The sequence below is a fragment of the Sandarakinorhabdus sp. genome (assembly GCF_032115815.1).
Lineage (GTDB): Bacteria > Pseudomonadota > Alphaproteobacteria > Sphingomonadales > Sphingomonadaceae > Sandarakinorhabdus.
The window spans coordinates 1-22,128 of the sequence record NZ_JAUMBI010000032.1 but is presented as its reverse complement, the minus strand read 5'-3'; the positions used below and the strand labels follow the sequence as shown (position 1 = coordinate 22,128).

Genomic DNA, 22,128 nt, shown 5'->3' with positions numbered 1-22,128 from the left:
GGACCCGTTCATGCCCAACAAGCCCCGCCCCAAGGTCATCGTCACCCGCCGCCTGCCGCAGGCCGTGGAAACCCGAATGGCCGAATTGTTCGATGTCGAGTTGAATCTCACCGATACCCCATTCACGCAGGAACAGCTCTGCACGGCGGCGCGCAACTGCGACGTGCTGGTGCCCACCGTGACGGATCATGTTGATGCGGCGGTGTTTGCGGCGGCGGCCGAGGCAGGCCGGCTGAAGCTGTGCGCCAATTTTGGCGTGGGTGTCGATCACATCGATCTGCATGCTGCCCACGCGGCCAAGGTGACGGTGACCAACACGCCCGGCGTGCTGACCGACGACACCGCCGACATGGTGATGGCGCTGATCCTCGCGGTGCCGCGCCGGTTGGGCGCTGGTGAAAAACTGGTGCGCGCCGGCGAATGGGCCGGCTGGTCTCCCACCGGCATGCTGGGCCACCGCATTACCGGCAAGCGGCTGGGCATCATCGGCATGGGCCGCATCGGCAGCGCCGTCGCCCGCCGTGCCCGCGCCTTCGGCCTGACCGTGCATTACCACAACCGCCACCGCCTGCCGGCCAGTGTGGAGGCGGAAATGGAAGCGACCTGGTGGGCCGATCTTGATGCCATGCTGGCGCGGGTGGACATCATCACCATCAACTGCCCGCACACGCCTGACACGCACCATCTGATCGACGCGCGCCGCTTTGGCCTGATGCAGAAGAGCGCCTATCTGATCAACGCGGCGCGCGGCGAGATCGTGGACGAAAATGCGCTGTCCGAAGCGCTGGCCGCCGGGCAGATCGCAGGGGCCGGGCTGGACGTGTTCGAACATGAACCGGCGGTCGATCCGCGTCTGCTGGCGATGACCAATGTGGTGCTGCTGCCCCACATGGGCAGCGCCACCTTCGAAGGGCGGCAGGCGATGGGCGAAAAGGTGATCGCCAACATTCGCGTGTGGGTGGATGGGCATCGGCCGCCGGATATTGTTCTCGAAGGCTGGGTCTGACGCTCTTTCCCTCCCGCAAGCGGGAGGGAAGCCAATCGCTCCTGCCGCGCTAGGCTGCCCGCAACCAAGGGAGCCTGCCCAATGAAAGCCATCCGCCTCCGCCACCCCGCCGGGATCGACAATCTGCGCCATGAAGACATGGCCGAACCCGGCGCACCCGGTCCCGGCCAGATCAAGGTGCGGCTGCGCGCATCAAGCCTGAATTATCACGATTATATCGTCGTGGTGGGCGGCATCCCCACTCCCGATGGCCGCATCCCGATGAGCGATGGCGCCGGCGAAGTGCTGGCCGTGGGCGATGGCGTCACCGAATTCCGCCCCGGCGACATGGTGGTCTCCACCTTCTTCCCGACCTGGCTCGACGGCAAGCCCAACATGGCGGGCTTTGCCGGCGTGCCGGGCGATGGCGCCGATGGCTATGCGGTGGAAGAAGTGGTCGCGCCGGCCACCAGCTTCACCCACGCGCCGTTCGGCTATTCCCATGCCGAATCCGCCACCCTCACCTGCGCCGGCCTCACCGCCTGGCGGGCGCTGGTACCGGAAGGCAATCTGAAGGCCGGCGATGTCGTGCTGGTGCAGGGCACCGGCGGCGTTTCCATCTTTGCGCTGCAATTTGCCAAGGCGATGGGCGCCACTGTGATCGCCACCAGCTCAAGCGACGAAAAGCTCGGCCGCTTGGCGGCGATGGGCGCCGATCACCTGATCAACTACAAATCCACCCCCGGCTGGGGCGCGGAAGCCATGAAGCTCACCCAGGGCCGCGGCGTGGATCATATCGTCGAGATCGGCGGGGCAGGCACCATGCCCGAATCGATCACCGCCTGCGCCGTGGGCGGCCATATCAGCCTGATCGGCGTGCTCGCCGGCTATGCCGGGCCGGTTTCCACCGTGCAGTTGATGGCGAAACAGATCCGCCTGATCGGCATCACCGTCGGCACGCGCCGCCAGCAGCAGGACATGATCCGCGCCATCAACCAGAACGGCATCCGCCCGGTGATCGATTCGCACTTCCCGCTGGCCGAACTGGGCGCGGCGTTCCGCCACCAGGAATCGGGCAAGCATTTCGGCAAGATCTGCGTCGACATCTGAGGAAGGAAAGGGGCCTCCGGCGGGCAGGGTCTGCGACCCTGCCCGCCGGAGGCCTCACTTCTGCCTGAACCTCAAGCCCCCGTGAGAATCCGGTCCACCAGTTGCTTCACCGTCGGGATGAAGCCGTTCGAATACCAAGGGTCGCTGGCGAAGCGGTAAGCGCTGTGGCCGGCAAAGGCCAGATTCTGTTCGGGATCACCGCCATGGGCGATATCCTGCAGTGTTTTCTGGATGCAGAAGCTGCGCGGATCGGCGAGACGCCCGGTGCTGTTGCTATCCGTATCCTTCCACGCCGAAAAGCCGCAGTGCGACAGACAGCCCATGCAATCGGCCTGATCCTTGCGGATGGTGGCGCGGTCGGACGGGGTCACGAACACCAGTGTGTTGTCCGGGGTTTTCAGCGCTTCGGTAAAGCCCGCGCCATGCCATTCGCGCGCGTGCAGCAGATCGCCGCCGGTCACGAAAAAGCGTTTGCTGCCGACGCCGACATCCAGCGCAAACTGGTGATCACCGGTTGCGGTGGTGGAAAAGGCGATTTGCCGCTCGCTGCGCGTTTCCAGCGCGCGCAGGTAAGGATTGCGGATGGCCGACGAATAGAATCCGGTCGGCGAAAACTTGTGCAGCAGGATATCGCCTTCGTTCAGATGCAGCAGGCGCTCTTTCCACGCCTGCGGAATCGGACTTTCCTGCGTCAGCAGCGGCCGCGTGCCGAATTGGAACACCACCTGGCCCAATTCGGGATTGTCGAACCAGTTGGCCCATTCGTCCAGCCGCCACACGCCGCCGGCCATCACGATCGGCACTGATTCGGACACGCCGAGTTCCCGCATGGTGGCGCGCAGCTCGGCAACGCGCGGGTATGGATCCTGGGGTGCGCGCGGGTCTTCGGCGTTGGACAGGCCGTTGTGGCCACCGGCCAGCCACGGGTCTTCATACACCACCGCGCCCAGCCACTCGGCCGCCTTGGAATAGGCGCGCTTCCAAAGCGCGCGGAAGGCTCGAGCCGAGCTGATGATCGGGTAATAATGCACGCCATATTGCGCAGCGATTTCGGAGAGTTTGTAGGGCATGCCGGCCCCGCAGGTTACGCCGTTCACCATGCCGCGCGTGCCTTCCAGCACGCCATGCAGGATGCGCTGGGCCCCGCCCATTTCCCACAACACATTGATGTTGATGGCGCCGATGCCGCGCTGCAATTCCGGGGCGGCGATCTCATAGGCGCGCTGCACCTGGGCTATGCCGCCATCGATGCCGTACTGCACCAGTTCTTCATGACGATCGCGGCGGGTGGCGGCGCGGTAGATTTGCGGGATGATGTTGCCGTCGGCATCATAGCTGTCGGCGTTGACGGCCGAGACCGTGCCCACGCCACCCGCCAGTGCCCATGCGCCCGAAGAGGCGTGGTTGGTGGCGGAAACACCCTTGCCGCCTTCCACCAGCGGCCACACCTCGCGGCCACCCATCACCAGCGATTTCACACCAGAAAGCATCGTTTTCCGTTCTGTCACGGCCGGACCCATCCACCGGCCACCGCCCTCTTGCGGCAAAGATGTGGCAGTGTGCAAGCCGTGCTGTTGTCTCAGGTGGTCATAGGCAGCCTGCATCTGGCATAGCGGAAGGCCGGCCCGTCGAGATCAACCTGCGGGATCTCATCCTTTTCGCGCCAATAATCCTGGGTGTGGCGCCATTCCGGCCCGGGCGCGGTTTTCGGCAGCAGGTGCTGGCCGCGGGCAAGATAACCGGGGTTGAAGTCATCCGGATCGACCCAAAGGCCGCGTGGGCTGTCGACAAGGTCGGGCGGCAACACCACCTCGACCCTGTCGACGCCTTTGTCGTCCATGTGCTGCAGCAGCCGGCAGGTGAATTCAGAGATCATGTCGGAACGCAGTGTCCAACTCGCCCGGAAATAGCCGAACACCCAGACAAGGTTGGGCACGCCGGTAAACATCATGCCGCGCCAGGTGACAGTATCGCCCATGTCCAGTGGCTTGCCGTCGATCGAGAAGGCGATGTCACCGAACACGCACAGATTGAAGCCGGTGGCGAGCACGATCATGTCGGCCGGGACGGTGGTCCCATCCTGCATCTCCACGCCATCGGGCGTGAAGCGCGCAATCGTGCCGGTGACGACATCGGCCTTGCCGGCACGCACGCCGGCGAACAGATCGCCATCGGGCACGAAGGCGATCCGCTGCCGCCACGGGCGATAGGCGGGCGTAAAGTGGCGCATGTCGAACCCTTCTGGCAGCAGCGCTTGCACCCCGGCCAGCAGTTCGGCCGCCATTGCTTCGGGTGCTTCCCGGCATTGGCGCACGACCTGATCCTGATCGTAAATCACCTTCTTGCGCACGATGTCGTGGATGGTGGCTTCGTCCACCCCGATCGGGCGCAACAGCTCGGCCATCTCGTTTTCATTGCGGCCGGGAATGAAATAGGTCGGGCTGCGCTGGATCATGGTGATGTGATCAGCTTTTTCCGCCATCGCCGGCACCACGGTGGCCGCCGTTGCGCCCGATCCGATCAGCACGACTCGTTTGCCGCTGTAATCGGTGGCTTCGTCCCATTCCTCGGTGTGGAGGATCGGGCCCTTGAAATCGGCCATGCCTGGATAGTCCGGCCAATAGCCCTGATGATGCCGGTAATAGCCTTGCGCCATCCACAGGAACGGCGCGAGAAACTGGCGGCGCGTCCCATCAGACAGGCAGGCCGTGACCGTCCAGCGGGCGGCGGCGCTGTCCCATTCGGCGGTTTCGATGCTGTGGTTGTAACGGATGTGGCGATCAAGGTCGTTCTCCTCGATCATCTCGCCCAGATAGGCCTGGATTTCGGCGGCCGTGGCGATCGGCGGCCCCACCCACGGCTTGAAGCCGAAGCCGAATGTATAGAGATCGCTATCGGAACGGATGCCGGGGAATTTGTGGGTGAGCCAGGTGCCGCCGTAACTCGCCTCCCGTTCCAGCACCAGGAAGCGCTTGTGCGGCAGACGCTGCTGCAGGTGCCAGGCCGCAGAGAGCCCGGAAATGCCGGCACCAATCACCAGCACATCAACATCGGTGATCGCGCCTTCAGGGGCCGGGCGGGCCGGGGTGTGAGCGTCCATCATCTATCCTCCCAGATCTGTGTTGCAGTTTCGGGCCGCTGGTAGCGTAGTGCCTTGATCTGGATCAAAGGCCACGCCTGCCCTTTTCCACAGGCGCGCAATCGGGCATGGCGCCCACCATGTCTGACACCGCTTCCGATCCCACCACCATCCGCCGCCTTTATGGCCGCCGGCAGGGCCACGCCTTGCGCCAGGGCCAGGCCGAATTGTTTGCCGATCTGTTGCCGCGCATTGCGGTGCCAGCCGAAGGCGCGATCACGGCGCCGGGCCTGTTTGGCAATGATCGCCCGCTGTGGCTGGAAATCGGCTTTGGCAAGGGCGAGCACATGGCCGGGCAGGCGGCGATGCGCCCCGATGTTGGCCTGATCGGTGCGGAACCGTTTGTGGACGGCGTGGTCGGCGCGCTGATGGCGGTGCGTGACAATAGTCTCACCAACGTGCGAATCCATCATGGCGACGCGCTTGATGTGCTGGAACGGCTGCCAGAAGCGAGCGTGGAACGCGTGTTCCTGCTCCACCCGGACCCGTGGCCCAAGGCCCGCCACGCCAAGCGCCGTTTCATGAATCCAGGCCCGATCGATCGCATCGCCCGCGTGCTGAAACCGGGCGGCGAGTTCCGGTTCGGTACCGATCACCCGATCTATTGCCGCTGGGCCCTGATGCAGATGGGCAAGCGCCGCGATTTCCGCTGGCTGGGCGACACGGCGGCGGATTTCCTCACCCGCCCCGCCGATTGGCCGCAGACGCGCTATGAAGCCAAGGCGCGCCGGTTGGGCCATGAGGTGTGGTATTTCCGTTGGCAGCGGCAGTGAGCTTGGCTGTGACGTTGCGGCCATTGACCACGCCGCGTCATTTCGCCTAGGCCAAGCCTTGTGAGCACCTATCTCGACTTTGAAAAGCCGATCGCCCAGATCGCCCAGCGCGCGACCGATTATCGCGCTGCCGGCGATGATGCCGGCGCCCGCCACGCCGAAGGCGCCGCGCGCCGCCTGTTGGCCGAAACCTATGCGAAGCTGTCGCCATGGCAGAAGACGCTGGTGGCCCGTCACCCGGCGCGGCCGCATTTTTCCGACATCGCCAAGGCACTGGTGGAGGATTTCACGCCGCTGGCTGGCGATCGTGCCTATGGCGAGGATCTCGCCATCCTGGGTGGACTGGGCAAGCTGCGCGGGCTGAACGTGCCGGTGATGCTGATCGGCCATGAAAAGGGCAACGACACCGCATCCCGCGTTCGCCACAATTTCGGCATGGGCCGGCCCGAAGGCTATCGCAAGGCAGCCCGCTTGGTGGAACTCGCCGCCCGCTTCAACGTGCCGGTGATCACCCTGGTTGACAGTGCCGGCGCCTATCCGGGCGTCGACGGTGAAGCCCGCGGCCAGGCCGAAGCCATTGCGCGTGCCACCGCCGCCTTTCTGGGCGCGCCTGTGCCGATCATTACCGCCATCACCGGTGAAGGCATGTCGGGCGGTGCCATCGGCATCGCGGCGGCGGATCGGGTGATCATGCTGGAACACGCGGTTTATGCGGTGATCTCGCCAGAAGGCTGTGCCTCCATCCTGTGGCGCAATGCCGACAAGCAGGCCAATCGCGCGGCGGATGCCGCCGAAGCGATGAAGGTGACGGCGGCCGACTGCAAGGCGCTGGGCGTGATCGATACCATCGTGTCCGAACCGCTGGGCGGTGCCCATCGTGATCCGGCCGCCGCCATTGCCTCGCTGTCGATGGCGATTGCCAGCGAATTGCAGCCGTTGCTGGCGCTGTCACCGGCGGCGTTGGTGAAGGCCCGCCGCGCCAAATATCTGGCGATGGGCCGCAATCTTTAGAACCGCCGGCCGCCGCCGTCTGGCGCGGTGACCCGCTTTCACGTTATGCTGCGCCGATGAAGAATCTGGTTCGCACGCTTGCCTTGTCAGCCTTGCTGGCAGCCCCGGTGCTGGCGCAGGCACCCCCCGGCCTGACCGAAAGCGAGCGCCGGTCGGGCGCGCAGGCCCATCCGCAGATCCTGCAGCAGTTCGGCGGTGCCATGAGCGGGCCGGTGGCGGATTATGTGCGCGGCGTGGGCCAGAAAATCGCCGTGCAATCGGGCGGAGGCGCGCGGGCGACGGATTACACCGTCACCTTGCTGAATTCCAACGTGAACAACGCGTTCGCCATTCCGGGCGGCTATGTCTACATCACTCGCCAGCTGCTGGCGCTGATGAACGACGAGGCCGAACTGGCCTTCGTGATGGGCCATGAAGTGGCGCATGTCGCCGCCCGCCACGGGCAGAAGCGTCAGAACCGCGCCGCGCTGTCCAACGTGCTGGCCGGCGTGGCCGGGGTGCTCACCGGGTCCGATCTGATCGGGCGCGGTGCCGGCGTGGTCGCCGGGCTGACGACGCTGGGTTACAGCCGTGATCAGGAACGCCAGGCCGACAGCTTGGGCGTACGTTATCTGGTCAATGCCGGCTATGATCCCGATGCTGCCACTGACAGCCTGGCCGCGCTGGGCGCGCAGACGGCGCTGGAAGCGCGGCTGAAGGGCCAGGGCGGCGCCGAACCATCGAAGTGGCTTTCCACCCATCCGCCCAGCGGCGAACGCGTGGCCCGGATGCGCAGCGAGGCACAGGCGATTCGCACCTCCAGCCGCACCCTCAACCGCGATGCGTTCCTGAATGCCATCGACGGCATGATCTATGATGATGATCCAGCCGAAGGCGTGGTGGTGGGCAGCGGCTTCCGCCACGGCGGGCTGGCGCTGGCCCTCGATGCGCCGCGGGGTTTTGCCATTGCCAACAGCCCGCAAGCGGTCACCGGCAGCGGGCCGGGCAATCTGAAATTCGATCTGCGTGCCGCCGATGCGCGCGCCGCCGATCTGAACAGCATTGCCGGCGCGCGCTGGCAGCAACTGGGCGTTTCGGCCCAGCCTATGCGCGCCACCCGCATCAACGGGGTAGAGGCGCTGGAAGGCAGCATCCGCGCCGGATCACAGGCCGGCCCGGTGGAAGCCACGCTCACCGTCTACCGCTGGTCGCCGCAGCTGGCGCTCACCTTGGTCAGCATTGCGCCACAGGGCCAATTGGCGGGCGTGACGCCGGTGGCGGCCAGTGTGCGCCGGCTCGGCCCGCAGGACATCGCCAGCATCCGCAGCCGCCGCATCCAGGTGGTGCGTGTAGGGGCCAACGACACGCTGCAAAGCCTTGCCAACCGCATGGCTTATGATGACGACAAGATGGCGCGCTTCCTCACCCTCAATCAGCTGGAGGCCAGTGCCCGGTTGAAGGCCGGCGACCGTGTGAAGCTGGTCGTCGTGCGCTGATGAAGATCGTTCACGTGGTGGCCGCCGCCTTGGTGGACGGCGAAGGCCGGGTGCTGCTCGCCCAGCGCCCGGAAGGCAAATCGCTGGCCGGGATGTGGGAGTTTCCCGGCGGCAAGCTGGAGCCCGGCGAATCGCCGGAGACCGCGCTGGTACGCGAATTGGAGGAGGAACTGGGCATCGTGGCCGAGGGGTTGGCACCCTTCACCTTCGTGAGCTTTGCCTATCCCGATTTCCACCTGGTGATGCTGCTGTACTGGTGCCGGCAGTGGCAGGGGCAGCCGCACGGCCGTGATGGCCAGGCGCTGCGTTGGGAGCGCCCGGAAGTGATGGCGGCGCTGCCGATGCCGCCAGCCGATGTGCCCTTGGTCGAGGCTTTGGTGGCCGCAATCGGCGCGTGAAGCCGCAGCCAAGGTTGCACCCATGTGACAGGGCGGCTATGGCCGGCCAAACCCGTCAGCCCACACCCCTCAGTCAGGCGCGCGCGAAATGAAGATTCTGGCCGGCAACGGCAACCCGGAACTGGCCCAGGCGATTGCCGCCTATCTGGAAATCCCGCTCACCAGCGCTTCGGTGCGCCGCTTTGCCGATGAAGAAATCTTCGTTGAAATCCATGAGAATGTGCGCGGCGAAGATGTGTTCGTGGTCCAGTCCACCGCCGCCCCTGCCAATGACAATCTGATGGAATTGCTGATCTGCATCGATGCGCTGCGCCGCGCGTCGGCGCGGCGGATCACGGCGGTGGTGCCCTATTTCGGTTACGCACGCCAGGATCGCAAATCGGGCTCGCGCACGCCGATTTCGGCCAAGCTGGTGGCCAATCTGATCACCACCGCCGGCGCCGATCGTGTGCTCAGCGTGGATCTTCACGCCGGCCAGATCCAGGGCTTCTTCGATATTCCGACCGACAATCTGTTTGCCGCCCCGGTAATGGCTGCCGACATCACCGCGCGCATGGGCATGGACAATCTGATGGTCGTCTCGCCTGACGTGGGCGGCGTGGTGCGCGCCCGTGCGCTGGCCAAGCGGCTGGGCAATGCCCCGCTCGCCATCGTCGACAAGCGTCGGGAACGCCCGGGTGAATCCGAAGTGATGAACATCATCGGTGATGTGCGCGGCCGTCGCTGCATCCTGGTCGATGATATCGTCGATTCGGCCGGCACCCTGTGCAACGCGGCTGCAGCCTTGCTCCAGGCCGGCGCGCAGAGTGCGACGGCCTATGTGAGCCACGGCGTGCTGTCTGGCGGCGCGGTGGCGCGTGTCGATGGTTCGGCGCTGTCGGAACTGGTCGTCACCGATTCGATCGCGGCCACGGCTGCGGTCAAGGCCGCGCAGAAGGTGCGCCGCATCACCATCGCGCCGCTGCTGGCCGAAGCCATGCGACGGACGGCAGAAGAAAGTTCGGTCAGCAGCCTGTTCGATTGAGAGTTGCAGCCCGCTGCCTCAATCGCCGCCCGCCTCAATCACCCGTGGAACGATTGATCACCGTGCCATCGGGCTTGTAGACCTTTTCCGGCGTCACATATTCGCCCTTGGCCGTGCAGATGCCGCCCGGATCCTTGGCGCGCATCTTGGCGCAGAATTCGGTGTCGGGCTTGGGTTGGGCTTGGGCATGGGCCGGAGCAAGCGCCAAGACGCTGCCCATGGCAATGGCCAAGGCACCAAGAGCTGCGGTGATGATCGTGCGGTTCATGGAGTCCTGATACACCGCAATGGCTTGCGCCGCCATGAACAACCGCACTAATCCGGTGCTGTGTCACCCCCGGACCCTCCTCCGCCGCAAGCGCGGCTGCTGCTCGATAGTGCGGCGCTGATTGCTAATTGGCAGGATTTCGCCGGTGCCGTGGCTGGTGCCGCCTGCGGTGCGGCGATCAAGGCGGATGGCTATGGCTTGGGCGCGCGGGCAGCGCTGGTGCGGTTTGCCGCGGCGGGCTGCCGGCATTTCTATGTGGCGCACTGGCAGGAAGTGCCGCCATTGTTGCCGCTTCCCGATGGCGTCACCTTGTCCGTCCTCCACGGCGTTACCGCCGAAGAGATGGCCGCCGCGCTGGCTCTGCCGGCCCGGCCCGTGCTGGTGACGGCGGCCCAGGTCGCACTGTGGCGGCAGACCGGGCGGCCGTGTGAAGCGATGGTGGACAGCGGCATGAACCGGTTGGGCCTCGCCCCGGCGGAAACGGCGGATGTGCTGGCCGGGATGGCGGTGGCGGTGCTGCACAGCCATCTCGCCTGTGCCGACAGTCCGGCGCACCCGCTGAATGAAGCGCAGCGCGCCTGCTTTGCCGACGTGACAGCGCGGGTGCCGGCAGACGCCTATGCACTGGCCAACAGTGCCGGCATTGCGCTCGGTGCGGCCTTTCATCTTGATCTGGTGCGCCCCGGCATCGGCCTGTTTGGCGGCGGGCTGATGCCTGATGGCCGGGTGTCGCGCACGGTGGCGCGCATGCAGGCCCGCATCATCCAGCTGCGCGACGTGCCGGCCGGCGGCACGGTGGGTTATGCCGCCGCGTTCACCGCCACACGGCCCAGCCGTATTGCCACGGTGGCCTTGGGCTATGCCGATGGCTATGCGCGCGGCCTGTCGGGAGCCGGCTGGGCAGAGGTGGCCGGCGTGCGCTGCCCGGCAGCTGGCCGCGTTTCCATGGATCTGGCCGCGTTCGACGTTACCGACGCGCCGGCGCTGGCCGAAGGTGACTGGCTCGATATCCCCTTCGATCCCGAAACCATGGCCAGCCTGTCGGGCCGGACCAGCTATGAACTGCTGGTGGCGCTGGGCCAGCGCTTTGATCGGGTGTGGGCGTGATCGCCGCGCTGGTCGCCATCGGCGCGCCGGTGCTGGCGGCGTTCGCGGCAATCGGCCGGCTGACGCGCTTTGCCGTCACCGCGCTCACCCGGATGCTGCAGCCGCCCTGGTATCCGGCGCAACTGGCACAGCAGATGCTGGTGATCGGCTGGCTGTCGTTGCCGGTGGTTGGCCTCACCGCGATCTTCACCGGTTCGGCGCTGGCGCAGCAGATCTTCATTGGGGGCAGCCGCTTCAACGCGGCGTCTACCGTCCCAGCCGTTACCGTGATCGGCGTCGTGCGCGAGTTGGGCCCGGTGCTGGGCGGGCTGATGGTGGCCGGGCGGGTGGCAAGCGCCATGGCGGCCGAATTGGGCACGATGCGGGTGACGGAGCAGATCGACGCGCTGGTGACGTTGCGCACGGATCCCTTCCGCTGGCTGGTGGGCCCACGCATTCTCGCCGCCGTGCTGGTGATGCCGTTCCTGGTGCTGGTGTCGAACGCACTGGGCGTGATGGGCGGCTGGCTGCTGGCGACCCAGCGGCTGGGCTTCAACAGCGCCCAATATCTGGCGACGACGCAGCGCTATCTTGAGGTGGATGACGTCGTCTCGTCGCTGGTGAAGGCCGGCGTGTTCGGATTTTTCATCGCGTTGATGGGCTGTTACCATGGCTATCACAGCGGCGGCGGCGCGGCCGGGGTGGGGCGGGCGACCACCAATGCCGTCGTTTCCAGCTTCATCCTGATCCTGCTGTCCAACCTGATCATCACCGTGATCGTGTTCGGATCATGATTCCCCGGATTGAACTGAGCGGCGTGTCCAAGCGCTTTGGCAGCCGCCAGGTGCTCGATGGCCTTGATGTGGCGGTGATGCCGGGCGAAAGCCTGGTGATCATCGGCGGGTCGGGCACCGGCAAATCGGTGACGCTGAAGTGCATATTGGGCCTGATCCCGATCGATGCAGGATCGATGAAGGTGGATGGGCAGGAAGTCGCCGGGCTGAAGGGCGCCGCGCTAGATGCCCACCGCACCCGCTTCGGCATGTTGTTCCAGGGCGGTGCACTGTTCGATTCGCTGCCCGTGTGGCGCAACATCAGTTTTGCGCTGCCTGGCAGCGCAGCGGAGCGCAAGGCCGCCGCCATCGACAATCTTGCCCGCGTTGGCCTGGCAGCGGAGGTGGCCGACTTGAAGCCTGCGGAGCTTTCCGGCGGGATGCAGAAACGTGTCGCCCTGGCTCGCGCCATTGCAGCGCGCCCGCCGATCATCTTCTTCGATGAACCGACGGCGGGGCTGGACCCGATCACGGCGGCGGTCATCAACACGCTGATCCGCACGCTGGTTACGGATTTGAAAATCGCCGCAATTACCATTACGCACGACATGGCGAGTGTGCGTTTGATCGCCGACAGGGTTGCCATGCTGCACGCAGGAAAGATCATCTGGAACGGGCCGTTGGCCAGCCTTGATGGCTGCGACAATGCTTACGTGCGCCAGTTCATCACCGGGAGCACCGAAGGCCCGATCCAGATGCCGGGTGCCCGGCCATGAACCGCCCGAATCAAGCAGTTACTGCTGGTGGGGCTGAACTGGCGAGGTTGCTGCAGCGGGTGGCCGATGGCGATGCCGCCGCCTTCCAGACATTCTATGATCGCACCAGTGCAAAACTTTTCGGCGTGATCCTGCGTATCTTGGTCGAACGGCAGGAATCCGAAGACGTGTTGCAGGAAGTGTATCTCAGCGTGTGGCGCAAGGCGGCGACCTTTGATGCGGCGAAAGCCAGCCCGATCACCTGGGCGGCCACCATCGCGCGCAACCGCGCCATCGATCGGCTGCGTGCCCGCCCACCACGCGCCCATGCGCCGGTGGAGTCTGCCTTTGATCTGGCCGATGACGGCCCCTCCGCCGATGCCGGGCTGATCCATGATCAGGATGCGCGGCGCATCGCGGCCGCCCTGGCAACGCTGGAACCGCGCCATGCCGCCGCCATCCGCGCCTGCTATTTTGATGGCGTCACCTATGATGAACTGGCGGCGCGCGAACAGGTGCCGGTGGGCACGTTGAAAAGCTGGGTGCGGCGCGGCCTGATCCGGCTGCGCGATCAGCTGGAAGGGAGCCAGGCATGAGCCAGCAGCCCCAACCGAGCGGCCTTGATGGCCTGACCGAACTGGAAGCGCTGGCCATGGACCATGCGCTGGGTGGCGGCAGCCGCGCCGAGCGCAAGGCGGCCGAACTGCGCCTGATGAGCGATCCCGAATTCCGTGCCGCGGTTGAACGCTGGCAGGTGATGCTGGCGCCGCTGGATGATGTGACGCCGGGCATTGCCCCGCCGCCATCGGTATGGGCTGGAATCGCGGCAGAGATTGAGCCGCAGCCACGCCGTGCCGCGCCGCAGCCGGCGATGTCCGGCGGCTGGTGGAACAGTGTCGGCCTGTGGCGGGGGCTGGCGTTCGGTGGCCCGGTGCTGGCGGCGGTGGCCGTCGCCGTTCTGGTGCAACCCGGCGCCGTGGCGCCCGGTGTGCCGACCGAGGTGGCCGGGGGTCCGGCGCTGGTGGCCACATTGGCCGATGCCGATGGCAAACCGCTGATTGCCGCCGCCTATGATCCGGCCAGCGGCCAGGTGCGCTTTGCCCCGGTTGCAGCCAGCGATCAGGCCACCGGCGGCAAGGTGCCGGAATTGTGGGTGATCGAAGGCAAGAATCCGCCGCGGTCGCTGGGCGTGATCGATATTGCTGCCGGTCGCAGCCAGGCGATCCCGCGTGACCGGCTGGCTGGGCTGAAACCTGGGGCGGTGCTGGCCATTTCGATCGAACCCACCGGCGGTTCGCCCACCGGTGCGCCCACCGGGCCAGTGATCGCCACGGGAAAATTGTCAGCCGCCTGATTGCTGGCCCATTTCGTCGCAGCGGCACTGGCAAGCGCAGCCTTGCCACCCATCTTGCGTAACTGAGGGGCCCGCCTATCCCGGCGGCACCTGATCAACGAGATGGAGAATCTCATGCGTTCCAACACTGCCCTGCGCGCCGCGCTGTTTGCCATTGCTGCGGCCGGCCTTGCCCCCATGGCCAGCGCACAGCCAATCGTGGGCGGCGCCCCCATGCTGCCGACCAAGGACATCATCGATAATGCCGTGAACTCGGCTGATCACACCACGCTGGTGGCCGCCGTGAAGGCTGCCGGCCTGGTCGATACGCTGAAGGGCAAGGGCCCGTTCACCGTGTTCGCTCCTACCAACGCCGCCTTTGCCAAGCTGCCGGCCGGCACGGTGGAAAATCTGCTGAAGCCGGAAAACAAGGCCACGCTCGCCGCCGTGCTCACCTATCACGTGGTGCCGGGCAAGTTCACCGCCGCTGATGTGGTCGGTGCCATCAAGGCCGGCGGCGGCAAGGCCGAGCTGACCACTGTGCAGGGCGGCAAACTGACCGCCTCCATGATGGGCAACCTTGTCATGCTGCGCGATGCCAAGGGCGGCATGAGCCACGTGCGCGTGGCCGATGTGATGCAGTCCAACGGCGTGATCCACGTGGTTGACGCGGTCGTGCTGCCGTAAGCGTTTCGTTTGTTGCGTGAAAAAGGGGGCCGGCTCTTGCGAGCCGGCCCCCGATTTTCTTCAGCTGGAGCTGATTAGGCCGTGATGGCGCGGCGACGGCGGGCGGTGGCGCCCACCAGGCCAAAGCCGGCGATCAGCATCGCCCAGCTCGACGGTTCCGGCACGGCCATGGCGCCGGCGATGAAATCCTTGTGGATATACACCGGCACATAGCCGCTGAATTCGCCGAAGCTGCTGTTGAGGCCACCGCGGATGTCACCGAAAGCGGTGCCGAAGCTGATCCCATAGCTGGTCACCGACATGATGCGGCCGAACTGATCGAACTGCGGACCGCCCGAATCGCCACCGGCAACGGCCACTTCACTGGCGCCACGGCCCAGATTGCAGAACTTGGCGGTGCCGGCGATGCCGAGGCCAGTGAAGTTGCCCGCGCTGGCCAAGCGGCAGCTTGCATCGTTGGCGGCCAGGCCATTGTCGAAATCGGCTAGGTAGGAAAATTCGGTGCGCGATTGCGGCCCGAAGATGTTGTACCCGCGGCCGTCAAAGACCGCATCACCCACGCGCCAGGCCATGTTGTTGTCACCCTGGCGCAGGCGACCGGTGCCGGCGTTGTTGCCGAAGTCGCCGCCGATGGTGGAGCGGGCACCGTAACCGGCGACGTTGAAGTCCTGCCCGGTCAGATCGGTCAGATCCGACAGTTCATAGCTAGTGGCCCACGACGGTGCGGCGCGATTAAGGCGCAGCACGGCGATGTCGTTCTGATCGATCACGAAGCCGGTGTAGGCGCTGTTCACGATCGTGCCGCTGACGTTGCGGGTAACACCGTTCAGCGTCGGCAGGAAATCCGGATCGGCGCTCTGGCCACCCGGGCCGCCGTAGAAGAAGGCGCGGGTGCTGAGCGGACCGGCCGTGCCGGCGCCATCGGACACGCAGTGGGCCGCCGTGAGGATCGACACGCGATCCGACATCAGCGAGCCGGAGCAGATGAAGACCTGGCCGCCGCCGTAATCCATCAGCAGCGCCACGGTGCCGCTATACTTCGGCGCAGTCGCAAAATAGCGCGAGTCGCCACCGGCAACCGCGGTTGCGGTTGACGTCACGCCAACGATCTTGCTGGTCGCCTCCCAGGCGAGGTCACCAAAGCTGCCCGACTGGGTCCTTGGCGCGGCGAAGGCCGGAATGGCCATCGCGGTCGCCGTTGTTACCAGCAGCATTTTTGTTACATTACGCATCGAATTGCCCCTCTAACAGTAAATACTAGGTAAATTTACTATTAAGAGATTTACGCATTTGCAACGAAAATTTCATGTCGGCCAGCGCCTGCGGCAAGGTTGACCGACGCGACTGCACTGGCCGCCACGCCGGGGGGCAGCTTGTTCGATGGAGCGATGGAGTTTGCGCGCAATCTCAGCGTGTTGGTTCAGGCCGTGGCAGGTTCGGCCCGGTCGTCTGTGGGGGAGTCTTCCTCGGCCTGTTGCAGCGCCCACATCTCGGCATAGGCGCCGGCGCGGGCCAGCAGCTCGTCGTGGCGGCCGCGTTCGATGATGCGGCCGGCGTCCATCACGATGATTTCATCAGCATCGGTGATGGTGGAAAGGCGGTGGGCGATGACAATGGTGGTGCGCCCGGCGGAAACGCCGCCCAGCGCCTCCTGGATACTGGCTTCTGTCGCCGAATCGAGCGCGCTGGTGGCTTCATCGAGGATCAGGATCGCCGGGTTTTTCAGGATGGTGCGGGCGATGGCGACGCGCTGTTTTTCCCCGCCCGACAGTTTCAGCCCGCGTTCGCCCACCTGCGTCTTGTAGCCATCGGGCAGGCTGAGAATGAAATCGTGGATGGCCGCGCCGCGTGCTGCCGCGATGATTTCCGCCTCGCTGGCGTCAGGCCGGCCATAAGCGATGTTGTAGCCGATGCTGTCGTTGAACAGCACCGTATCCTGCGGCACGATGCCGATGGCGCGGCGCAGACTGTCTTGCGTGACATGGGCGATATCCTGCCCGTCGATCAGCACGCGGCCGCCCTGGATGTCGTAGAAGCGGTAGAGGATGCGGCTGAGCGTTGATTTGCCGGCGCCCGAATGCCCGATAACGGCGAGCTTGCGGCCCGGCGACACGTCGAAATTCACTCCGTGCAATATCTGCCGGCGCGGATCGTAACCGAATTGCACCGCTTCGAAGGTGATGCGGGCGCCGGCCAGCTGCAGCGGCACCGCATCGGGCGCATCGGCGATTTCGGGTGAGGTATCGATCAGGCGGAACATCGCTTCCATGTCGATCAGGCCCTGGCGGATCTCGCGATAGACCATGCCGAGCAGATCGAGCGGGCGGAACAGCTGCATGAGCAAGCCGTTGACGAAGGCGATATCGCCGATGGTGAAGCGGCCCTGATCCCAGCCCCAGACGACATAGACCAATGCGCCGGCCATCAGGGCGTTGGTGATGAAGCTTTGCCCGATGTTGAGCCAGGCCAGGCTGACTTCGGACTTGGTGGCAGCATCGGTGTAGCGCTTGATGGCGTGGCCATAATTGGCGTTCTCATGCGCTTCGGCGTTGAAATATTTGACCGTTTCGTAGTTCAGCAGGCTGTCCACCGCCCGCGCGGTCGCCTTCTGATCGCTTTCCACCATCTGGCGGCGCAGATTGGCGCGCCAATCGGTGATGCGCTGGGTGTAGACGATATAGGCCGCCACGGTTCCCAGCGTGGCCAGCACCAGTTCCCAGCCAAACCCGCGCCCGAACAGGATGCAGACGGCGGTGAGTTCGATCACGGTGGGGAAGATGTTGAACAGCAGGAAATAAAGCATCGTGTCGATGCTCTTGGTGCCGCGTTCGATCAGGCGGGTGAGGGCGCCGGTGCGGCGTTCGAGGTGGAAGCGTAGCGAAAGCCGGTGGATGTGGCTGAACACATCGAGGCTGAGGTGCCGCGCGGCTTCCTGGCCAACCTTTTCGAACAGGGCGTTGCGGAAATTGTCGAACAGCACGCCGCCGAAGCGGGCGAGCGCATAGGAGGCGACCAGCGCCATCGCCACACCGGCGCCGCCCGACAGATTGGCGGACATCGCATCCAGCGCCAGCTTCAGCGTGTAGGGCATGGCCAGCATGACGCTTTTGGCCAGCAGCACCAGGCACAGCGCGCCGACCACGCGCAGTTTCAGATCGGAGCGATCGGCCGGCCACAGATAGGGCAGGAAACGCTTCAGCGTCTTGAAGTCGGCCTCACCCTGCGGCGGGCCGGACGGAGCGGCCATGGATTGCATGGGGACGCATATGGGCCGCGTCGGGTTTCCGCACAATGGGATGGATTGTCCCTTCCGCAAGCGGAAGGGTGGGGGCGCACTTGCCCCACCTGCCCCAAACGCCCATGGTAATCCCATGCCGCGCACCCCCCGCAACAACCCGCATCCCGGCCTGCCTGATCGGCAAGCCATATTGGATTTCATCGCCACCCAGAAAACCAGCGTGGGCAAGCGCGAGATCGCCAAGGCGTTCGGCCTGCACGCTCAGGACAAGATCGCGCTGAAAGCCCTGCTGAAGGAGATGATGGAGGCCGGCGAACTGGAAACCGGCCCCGGCCGCAACCTGCACAAGGGCGGCGGCCTGCCCAAGGTGACGGTGATCCGCATCTGTGATGTTGCCGATGGCGTGGCGATTGCCGTGCCCGACAGATGGGAACACGCCACCCCGCCGCCGCGCCTGCGGGTGATCGAGCCGCGCCGCCGCGGCGCGTTTGGTCTGGGTGATCGGCTGCTGGCGCGGATCGAGGAACAGGGCGGCGGGCTGCTGGCGTTCCCGATGAAGGCGCTGGCGAAATCCGAAGAGTTTGTGCTCGGCATCTTGCGCAAGGAAGCGTTGGGCTGGCGGCTGGTGCCGGTGGACAAGAAGGCGCGCACCGATCTGGCGATCAACGATCCTGGCGACGGCCAGCCTGGCGATCTGGTACTGGCCGAGCCATCGGGCCGCCCGCCGCGCCAATATGGCCGCGTTGTCGAAGTGCTGGGCGATCCGTTCCAGCCCAAATCGTTCAGCCTGATCGCCATTCACGCCAAGGGCATCCCCAACCGCTTTGACGAATCGACGCTCGATGAAGCCGAGCGCATGGCCCGGCAATCACTTGGCGATCGGGAGGATCTGCGCGCGCTGCCGTTCCTCACCATCGATCCCGCCGACGCGCGCGATCATGATGATGCGGTGTGGGCGGCGCCGGATGACGAAAAGCCGGGCCATTTCCGCGCCATCGTCGCCATTGCCGATGTGAGCTTTTACGTGCGCCCCGGCACCGCGCTCGACCGTTCGGCGCGCAGCCGCGGCAACAGCGTCTATTTCCCTGATCGCGTCGTGCCGATGCTGCCCGAAGTGCTGTCGGCGCACGTGTGCAGCCTGGTGGAGAATGAAGACCGCGCCGTGCTGGCCTGCCATCTGCACATCGATCCCGAAGGCAAGTTGCTCGATTGGCGCTTCACCCGCGCCGCCATCCGCTGCGTCACCAACATCGCCTATGAGGAAGCGCAGGCGACGATGGATGCCGCCAAGGGCGAGTGGCTGCATGTGCTGCAACCGTTGTGGGCCGCATGGGGTGCGTTGGCCAAGGCGCGCGCCGACCGCGAACCGCTCGATCTGGAACTGCCCGAGAAACGCGTGGTGCTGGATGAGGCCGGGCGCATTGCCGGCATCTCGATCCGCGAGCATCTGACCGCGCACCGCGTGATCGAAGATTACATGATCGCCGCCAACGTCGCTGCGGCCAAGGCGCTGGAGAAGAAGAAAGCCGGCTGCATCTTCCGCTGCCACGAGGCACCGAGCCGCGAAAAGATCGTCGCGCTGCGGGATTATCTCGAAACGCTGGGGCAGAATATCGCGCTGGGCCAGGTGGCCAAGCCGGCGGTGTTCAATCGCATCCTCGCCCGCGCCAAGGACGGCGAAAACTATGAGCAGGTGACCGAGCAGGTGCTGCGCACGCAGACCCAGGCCTATTATTCGCCGGCCAACGTCGGCCACTTCGGGTTGAGCCTGGGCAGTTATGCCCACTTCACCTCGCCGATCCGCCGCTATGCCGATCTGGTGGTGCATCGCAGCCTGGTCGCGGCCTATCGGCTCGGCGACGGCGCGCTGCACAAGGAAGAGGAAAAGGGGCTGACCAAGACCGCTGATCACATCAGCATGACCGAACGCCGCGCCATGGAAGCCGAACGCGACACCATCGATCGCTATGTCGCGGCGTTCCTGTCGACCAAGGTCGGCGAGATCGTGCAGACGCGCATCACCGGCGTGGCCAAGTTCGGCTTCTTCGCCACAGTCGATGGGCTGGGCGGCGACGGGCTGGTGCCGGTCTCCACGCTGGGTGAAGAACGCTTCGTGTTCGATGAAGACGCGCGCATCCTGGAAGGCATCCAAACCGGCACGCGCTATGCCGTCGGTCAGCGCATGGAACTGCGCCTCGCCGAAGCCAGCCCGATCACCGGATCGCTGCGTTTTGAGTTGCCAGAGGGCGGCAGCAGCAGCGGTCCGCGCCGGGATCGGACGCGGCCACGTGGGTTCACGCCCCGGCCTGGCAAGTCACGTGTCCCGCCGGGGGTGCGGCGGGGCAGGAAGTGATCAGCCACCAACCCCGTCATCCCGGCGAAAGCCGGGACCCATCTCCCGACCGTCTTGCCTGGTAGCTCGTGCAGGCGATGGGCCCCGGCTTTCGCCGGGGTGACGGCGGGGATAAAAACAGTCGTGCCGGAATTGAGCGCGAACCCAAGACATGCCATCACCGCGCCACTGGATTTCAGGGGAGATTGATGTTGAACAAGTTGCTGATCGCCGGCCTGCTGCTGGCCGTTGCCCATCCCGCCCTCGCCCAGGAAAAGCGCCAGACGCCGCGTGACGCCATGATCGCCGAAGCCGATGCCGCCACCGCCCGCGCGCCGGTCGAGGAACAAGCCTCCGTGTCCAAGGGCAGCGTGAGCATCAAGGGCAAGGCCGTCGCCTATACCGCCACCGCCGGCACGCTCACCATCCGTGACGACAACGCCCGGCCCACCGGCAGCCTGTTCTACACCGCCTACACCACCGGCGAAGCGAACCGCCCCGTCACCTTCTTCTACAACGGCGGCCCGGGTTCGGCGACGATCTGGCTGCACATGGGCAGCTTTGGCCCGGTGCGTGTGAAGACCGACAAGCCGGTCTATGTGACGCCCGATCAGTACAGCGTGACCCAGAACCCGTGGAGCCTGCTCGACAAGACCGATATCGTCTTCATCGATGCCATGGGCGCCGGCTGGTCGCGGCCTTTGGGCGACAAGACCGGCAAGGATTTCAACGGCGTCGATCAGGATGCCGATGCCTTTGCCCGCGCCATCATGCGTTACGTGGCCAAGAACAACCGCTGGAAATCGCCGAAATTCATCCTGGGTGAATCCTACGGCACGCTGCGTTCCGGCGCGGTCGTCGCCCTCCTGGAACAACGCGGCATGTCGCTGCACGGTGTCGCGCTGCTCTCCACCATCATGAACTACGGCGTGCGCCAGCCCGGTTATGACCAGAATTACCAGGTGCTGTTCCCCGGCTATGCCGCCACCGCCTGGTATCACGGCACGCTGCCTGGCCAGAAGCCGGCCGATCTCGATGCGTTCGTGAACGACGTGCGCGGCTTCGTCAGCGGCCCCTATGCCGCCGCACTGGCCAAGGGCAGCAGAATCTCGGACGCCGAAAAGGACGCCGTTGCCCGCCAGATGAACGCCTATACCGGGCTTTCGGTGGACTTCCTCAAGCGCGCCAACCTGCGCGTGGACCTGGCCCTGTTCCAGACCGAACTGCTGCGCACGCGTGGTCTCTCCATCGGCCGCCTCGACGCGCGCTACACGCTGCTGCCCACAAACGCCAACGCCGCGCAGCCGGATGAAGACCCGGCCTCCACCGCCATCACTGGCGCCTATGTCTCCGCCTTCCACGATTATGCGGTGAAGACCCTCGGCGTGAAAACCGAACTGCCCTACAAGCTTTCGGCGCGCGAACCGGGCTGGAGCTGGGACTGGAACCACCGCCCGCCGCGTGGGCAGAGCCAGACAACGCCCAACACGGCTGTCGATCTCGCCTACACAATGCGTGCCAATCCGAAGCTGAAGGTGCTGTTCCTGAACGGCTATTACGACATGGCGACGCCCTTCTATGGCGCCGAATTCGACGCCAGCCACATGTTGCTGCCGGCCGAACTGAACAAGAACATCAAGTTCACCTATTACCAGTCGGGTCACATGATCTATCTGGCGGAAAGCGAACTCGCCAAGATGCGGGACGATGTGGCGGCCTGGTATGATGAGGCGTTGAGGTA

General features: G+C 65.4%; 19 protein-coding genes and 2 pseudogenes. 15 read left to right on the top strand and 6 right to left on the bottom strand.

The window, feature by feature from the left end; translation table 11 throughout:
* Window positions 1-10: 10 nt before the first annotated feature.
* Together RT662_RS01660 and RT662_RS01655 are read left to right on the top strand one after the other, a co-directional pair.
* Window positions 11-1,006, top strand: a complete 996-nt coding sequence (locus RT662_RS01660; protein WP_313668611.1) for a D-glycerate dehydrogenase — start codon at window positions 11-13, stop codon at window positions 1,004-1,006.
* An 81-nt stretch (window positions 1,007-1,087) separates the two neighbouring features.
* The gene (locus tag RT662_RS01655) at window positions 1,088-2,095 is read left to right on the top strand and encodes an NAD(P)-dependent alcohol dehydrogenase (protein ID WP_313668609.1); all 1,008 of its coding nucleotides are present in this window, start codon (window positions 1,088-1,090) and stop codon (window positions 2,093-2,095) included.
* Between the two features lie 71 nt (window positions 2,096-2,166).
* Here RT662_RS01655 and RT662_RS01650 read toward each other — a convergent pair whose 3' ends face one another.
* Together RT662_RS01650 and RT662_RS01645 are read right to left on the bottom strand one after the other, a co-directional pair.
* The gene (locus RT662_RS01650; RefSeq protein WP_313668607.1) at window positions 2,167-3,585 is read right to left on the bottom strand and encodes a nitronate monooxygenase; all 1,419 of its coding nucleotides are present in this window, start codon (window positions 3,583-3,585) and stop codon (window positions 2,167-2,169) included.
* Window positions 3,586-3,674: 89 nt separating this feature from the next.
* A complete protein-coding gene (locus RT662_RS01645; RefSeq protein ID WP_313668605.1) occupies window positions 3,675-5,195 on the bottom strand; it encodes an NAD(P)/FAD-dependent oxidoreductase in 1,521 nt (506 codons plus the stop codon).
* A gap of 119 nt (window positions 5,196-5,314) precedes the next feature.
* Between RT662_RS01645 and trmB the strand changes: the two genes are divergently transcribed.
* The 5 genes from trmB (at window position 5,315) to RT662_RS01620 (ending at window position 9,915) form a co-directional block, all read left to right on the top strand.
* Window positions 5,315-6,007 (top strand): tRNA (guanosine(46)-N7)-methyltransferase TrmB, encoded by a 693-nt coding sequence (trmB, locus tag RT662_RS01640; protein WP_313668603.1) that lies wholly within the window; start codon window positions 5,315-5,317, stop codon window positions 6,005-6,007.
* 60 nt (window positions 6,008-6,067) lie between these two features.
* A complete protein-coding gene (locus RT662_RS01635) occupies window positions 6,068-7,018 on the top strand; it encodes an acetyl-CoA carboxylase carboxyltransferase subunit alpha (protein ID WP_022679536.1) in 951 nt (316 codons plus the stop codon).
* A 56-nt stretch (window positions 7,019-7,074) separates the two neighbouring features.
* Window positions 7,075-8,493, top strand: a complete 1,419-nt coding sequence (locus tag RT662_RS01630; protein WP_313668600.1) for a M48 family metalloprotease — start codon at window positions 7,075-7,077, stop codon at window positions 8,491-8,493.
* Window positions 8,493-8,891: an 8-oxo-dGTP diphosphatase MutT gene (mutT, locus tag RT662_RS01625; protein WP_313668596.1), complete on the top strand. Its 399-nt coding sequence runs from the start codon at window positions 8,493-8,495 to the stop codon at window positions 8,889-8,891. Before RT662_RS01630 ends, mutT begins: the two co-directional genes overlap by 1 nt.
* A gap of 88 nt (window positions 8,892-8,979) precedes the next feature.
* Window positions 8,980-9,915, top strand: coding sequence for a ribose-phosphate pyrophosphokinase (locus RT662_RS01620; protein WP_313668595.1), 936 nt, complete (start codon window positions 8,980-8,982; stop codon window positions 9,913-9,915).
* Window positions 9,916-9,949: 34 nt separating this feature from the next.
* Here the strand turns inward: RT662_RS01620 and RT662_RS01615 are convergent, their stop codons facing one another.
* Complete coding sequence (locus RT662_RS01615) at window positions 9,950-10,183, bottom strand: hypothetical protein (RefSeq protein ID WP_313668594.1); 234 nt, start codon at window positions 10,181-10,183, stop codon at window positions 9,950-9,952.
* Window positions 10,184-10,243: 60 nt separating this feature from the next.
* Between RT662_RS01615 and RT662_RS01610 the strand changes: the two genes are divergently transcribed.
* The 6 genes from RT662_RS01610 (at window position 10,244) to RT662_RS01585 (ending at window position 14,817) form a co-directional block, all read left to right on the top strand.
* Window positions 10,244-11,290: an alanine racemase gene (locus RT662_RS01610; protein WP_313668593.1), complete on the top strand. Its 1,047-nt coding sequence runs from the start codon at window positions 10,244-10,246 to the stop codon at window positions 11,288-11,290.
* A complete protein-coding gene (locus RT662_RS01605) occupies window positions 11,281-12,063 on the top strand; it encodes an ABC transporter permease (protein ID WP_313668591.1) in 783 nt (260 codons plus the stop codon). Before RT662_RS01610 ends, RT662_RS01605 begins: the two co-directional genes overlap by 10 nt.
* Window positions 12,060-12,818 carry an ATP-binding cassette domain-containing protein gene (locus tag RT662_RS01600; RefSeq protein ID WP_313668589.1) on the top strand — a complete coding sequence of 253 codons (759 nt, stop codon included), beginning with the start codon at window positions 12,060-12,062 and terminating at the stop codon, window positions 12,816-12,818. The genes RT662_RS01605 and RT662_RS01600 overlap by 4 nt, the downstream gene beginning before the upstream one ends.
* Window positions 12,815-13,393, top strand: coding sequence for a sigma-70 family RNA polymerase sigma factor (locus RT662_RS01595; RefSeq protein WP_313668586.1), 579 nt, complete (start codon window positions 12,815-12,817; stop codon window positions 13,391-13,393). Before RT662_RS01600 ends, RT662_RS01595 begins: the two co-directional genes overlap by 4 nt.
* Window positions 13,390-14,151, top strand: a complete 762-nt coding sequence (locus tag RT662_RS01590) for an anti-sigma factor domain-containing protein (RefSeq protein ID WP_313668585.1) — start codon at window positions 13,390-13,392, stop codon at window positions 14,149-14,151. The genes RT662_RS01595 and RT662_RS01590 overlap by 4 nt, the downstream gene beginning before the upstream one ends.
* 114 nt (window positions 14,152-14,265) lie before the next feature.
* Window positions 14,266-14,817 carry a fasciclin domain-containing protein gene (locus RT662_RS01585; protein WP_409530125.1) on the top strand — a complete coding sequence of 184 codons (552 nt, stop codon included), beginning with the start codon at window positions 14,266-14,268 and terminating at the stop codon, window positions 14,815-14,817.
* 74 nt (window positions 14,818-14,891) lie between these two features.
* Here RT662_RS01585 and RT662_RS16200 read toward each other — a convergent pair.
* The 3 genes and pseudogenes from RT662_RS16200 to RT662_RS01575 form a co-directional block, all read right to left on the bottom strand.
* Window positions 14,892-14,987 (bottom strand): annotated as a pseudogene (locus RT662_RS16200) (PEPxxWA-CTERM sorting domain-containing protein); the annotation flags it as partial.
* Window positions 14,988-15,455: 468 nt separating this feature from the next.
* Window positions 15,456-15,830, bottom strand: a pseudogene (locus RT662_RS16195) (trypsin-like serine protease); the annotation flags it as partial.
* Between the two features lie 407 nt (window positions 15,831-16,237).
* Window positions 16,238-18,073 carry an ABC transporter ATP-binding protein/permease gene (locus tag RT662_RS01575; RefSeq protein ID WP_313668581.1) on the bottom strand — a complete coding sequence of 612 codons (1,836 nt, stop codon included), beginning with the start codon at window positions 18,071-18,073 and terminating at the stop codon, window positions 16,238-16,240.
* 115 nt (window positions 18,074-18,188) lie between these two features.
* Here RT662_RS01575 and RT662_RS01570 point away from each other — a divergent pair, with 115 nt between their 5' ends.
* Both RT662_RS01570 and RT662_RS01565 read left to right on the top strand, forming a co-directional pair.
* Window positions 18,189-20,408, top strand: coding sequence for a VacB/RNase II family 3'-5' exoribonuclease (locus tag RT662_RS01570; RefSeq protein WP_313668579.1), 2,220 nt, complete (start codon window positions 18,189-18,191; stop codon window positions 20,406-20,408).
* A gap of 188 nt (window positions 20,409-20,596) precedes the next feature.
* Window positions 20,597-22,128 (top strand): S10 family serine carboxypeptidase-like protein (locus tag RT662_RS01565; RefSeq protein ID WP_313668578.1); only part of this gene is annotated, 1,532 nt, incomplete at its 3' end.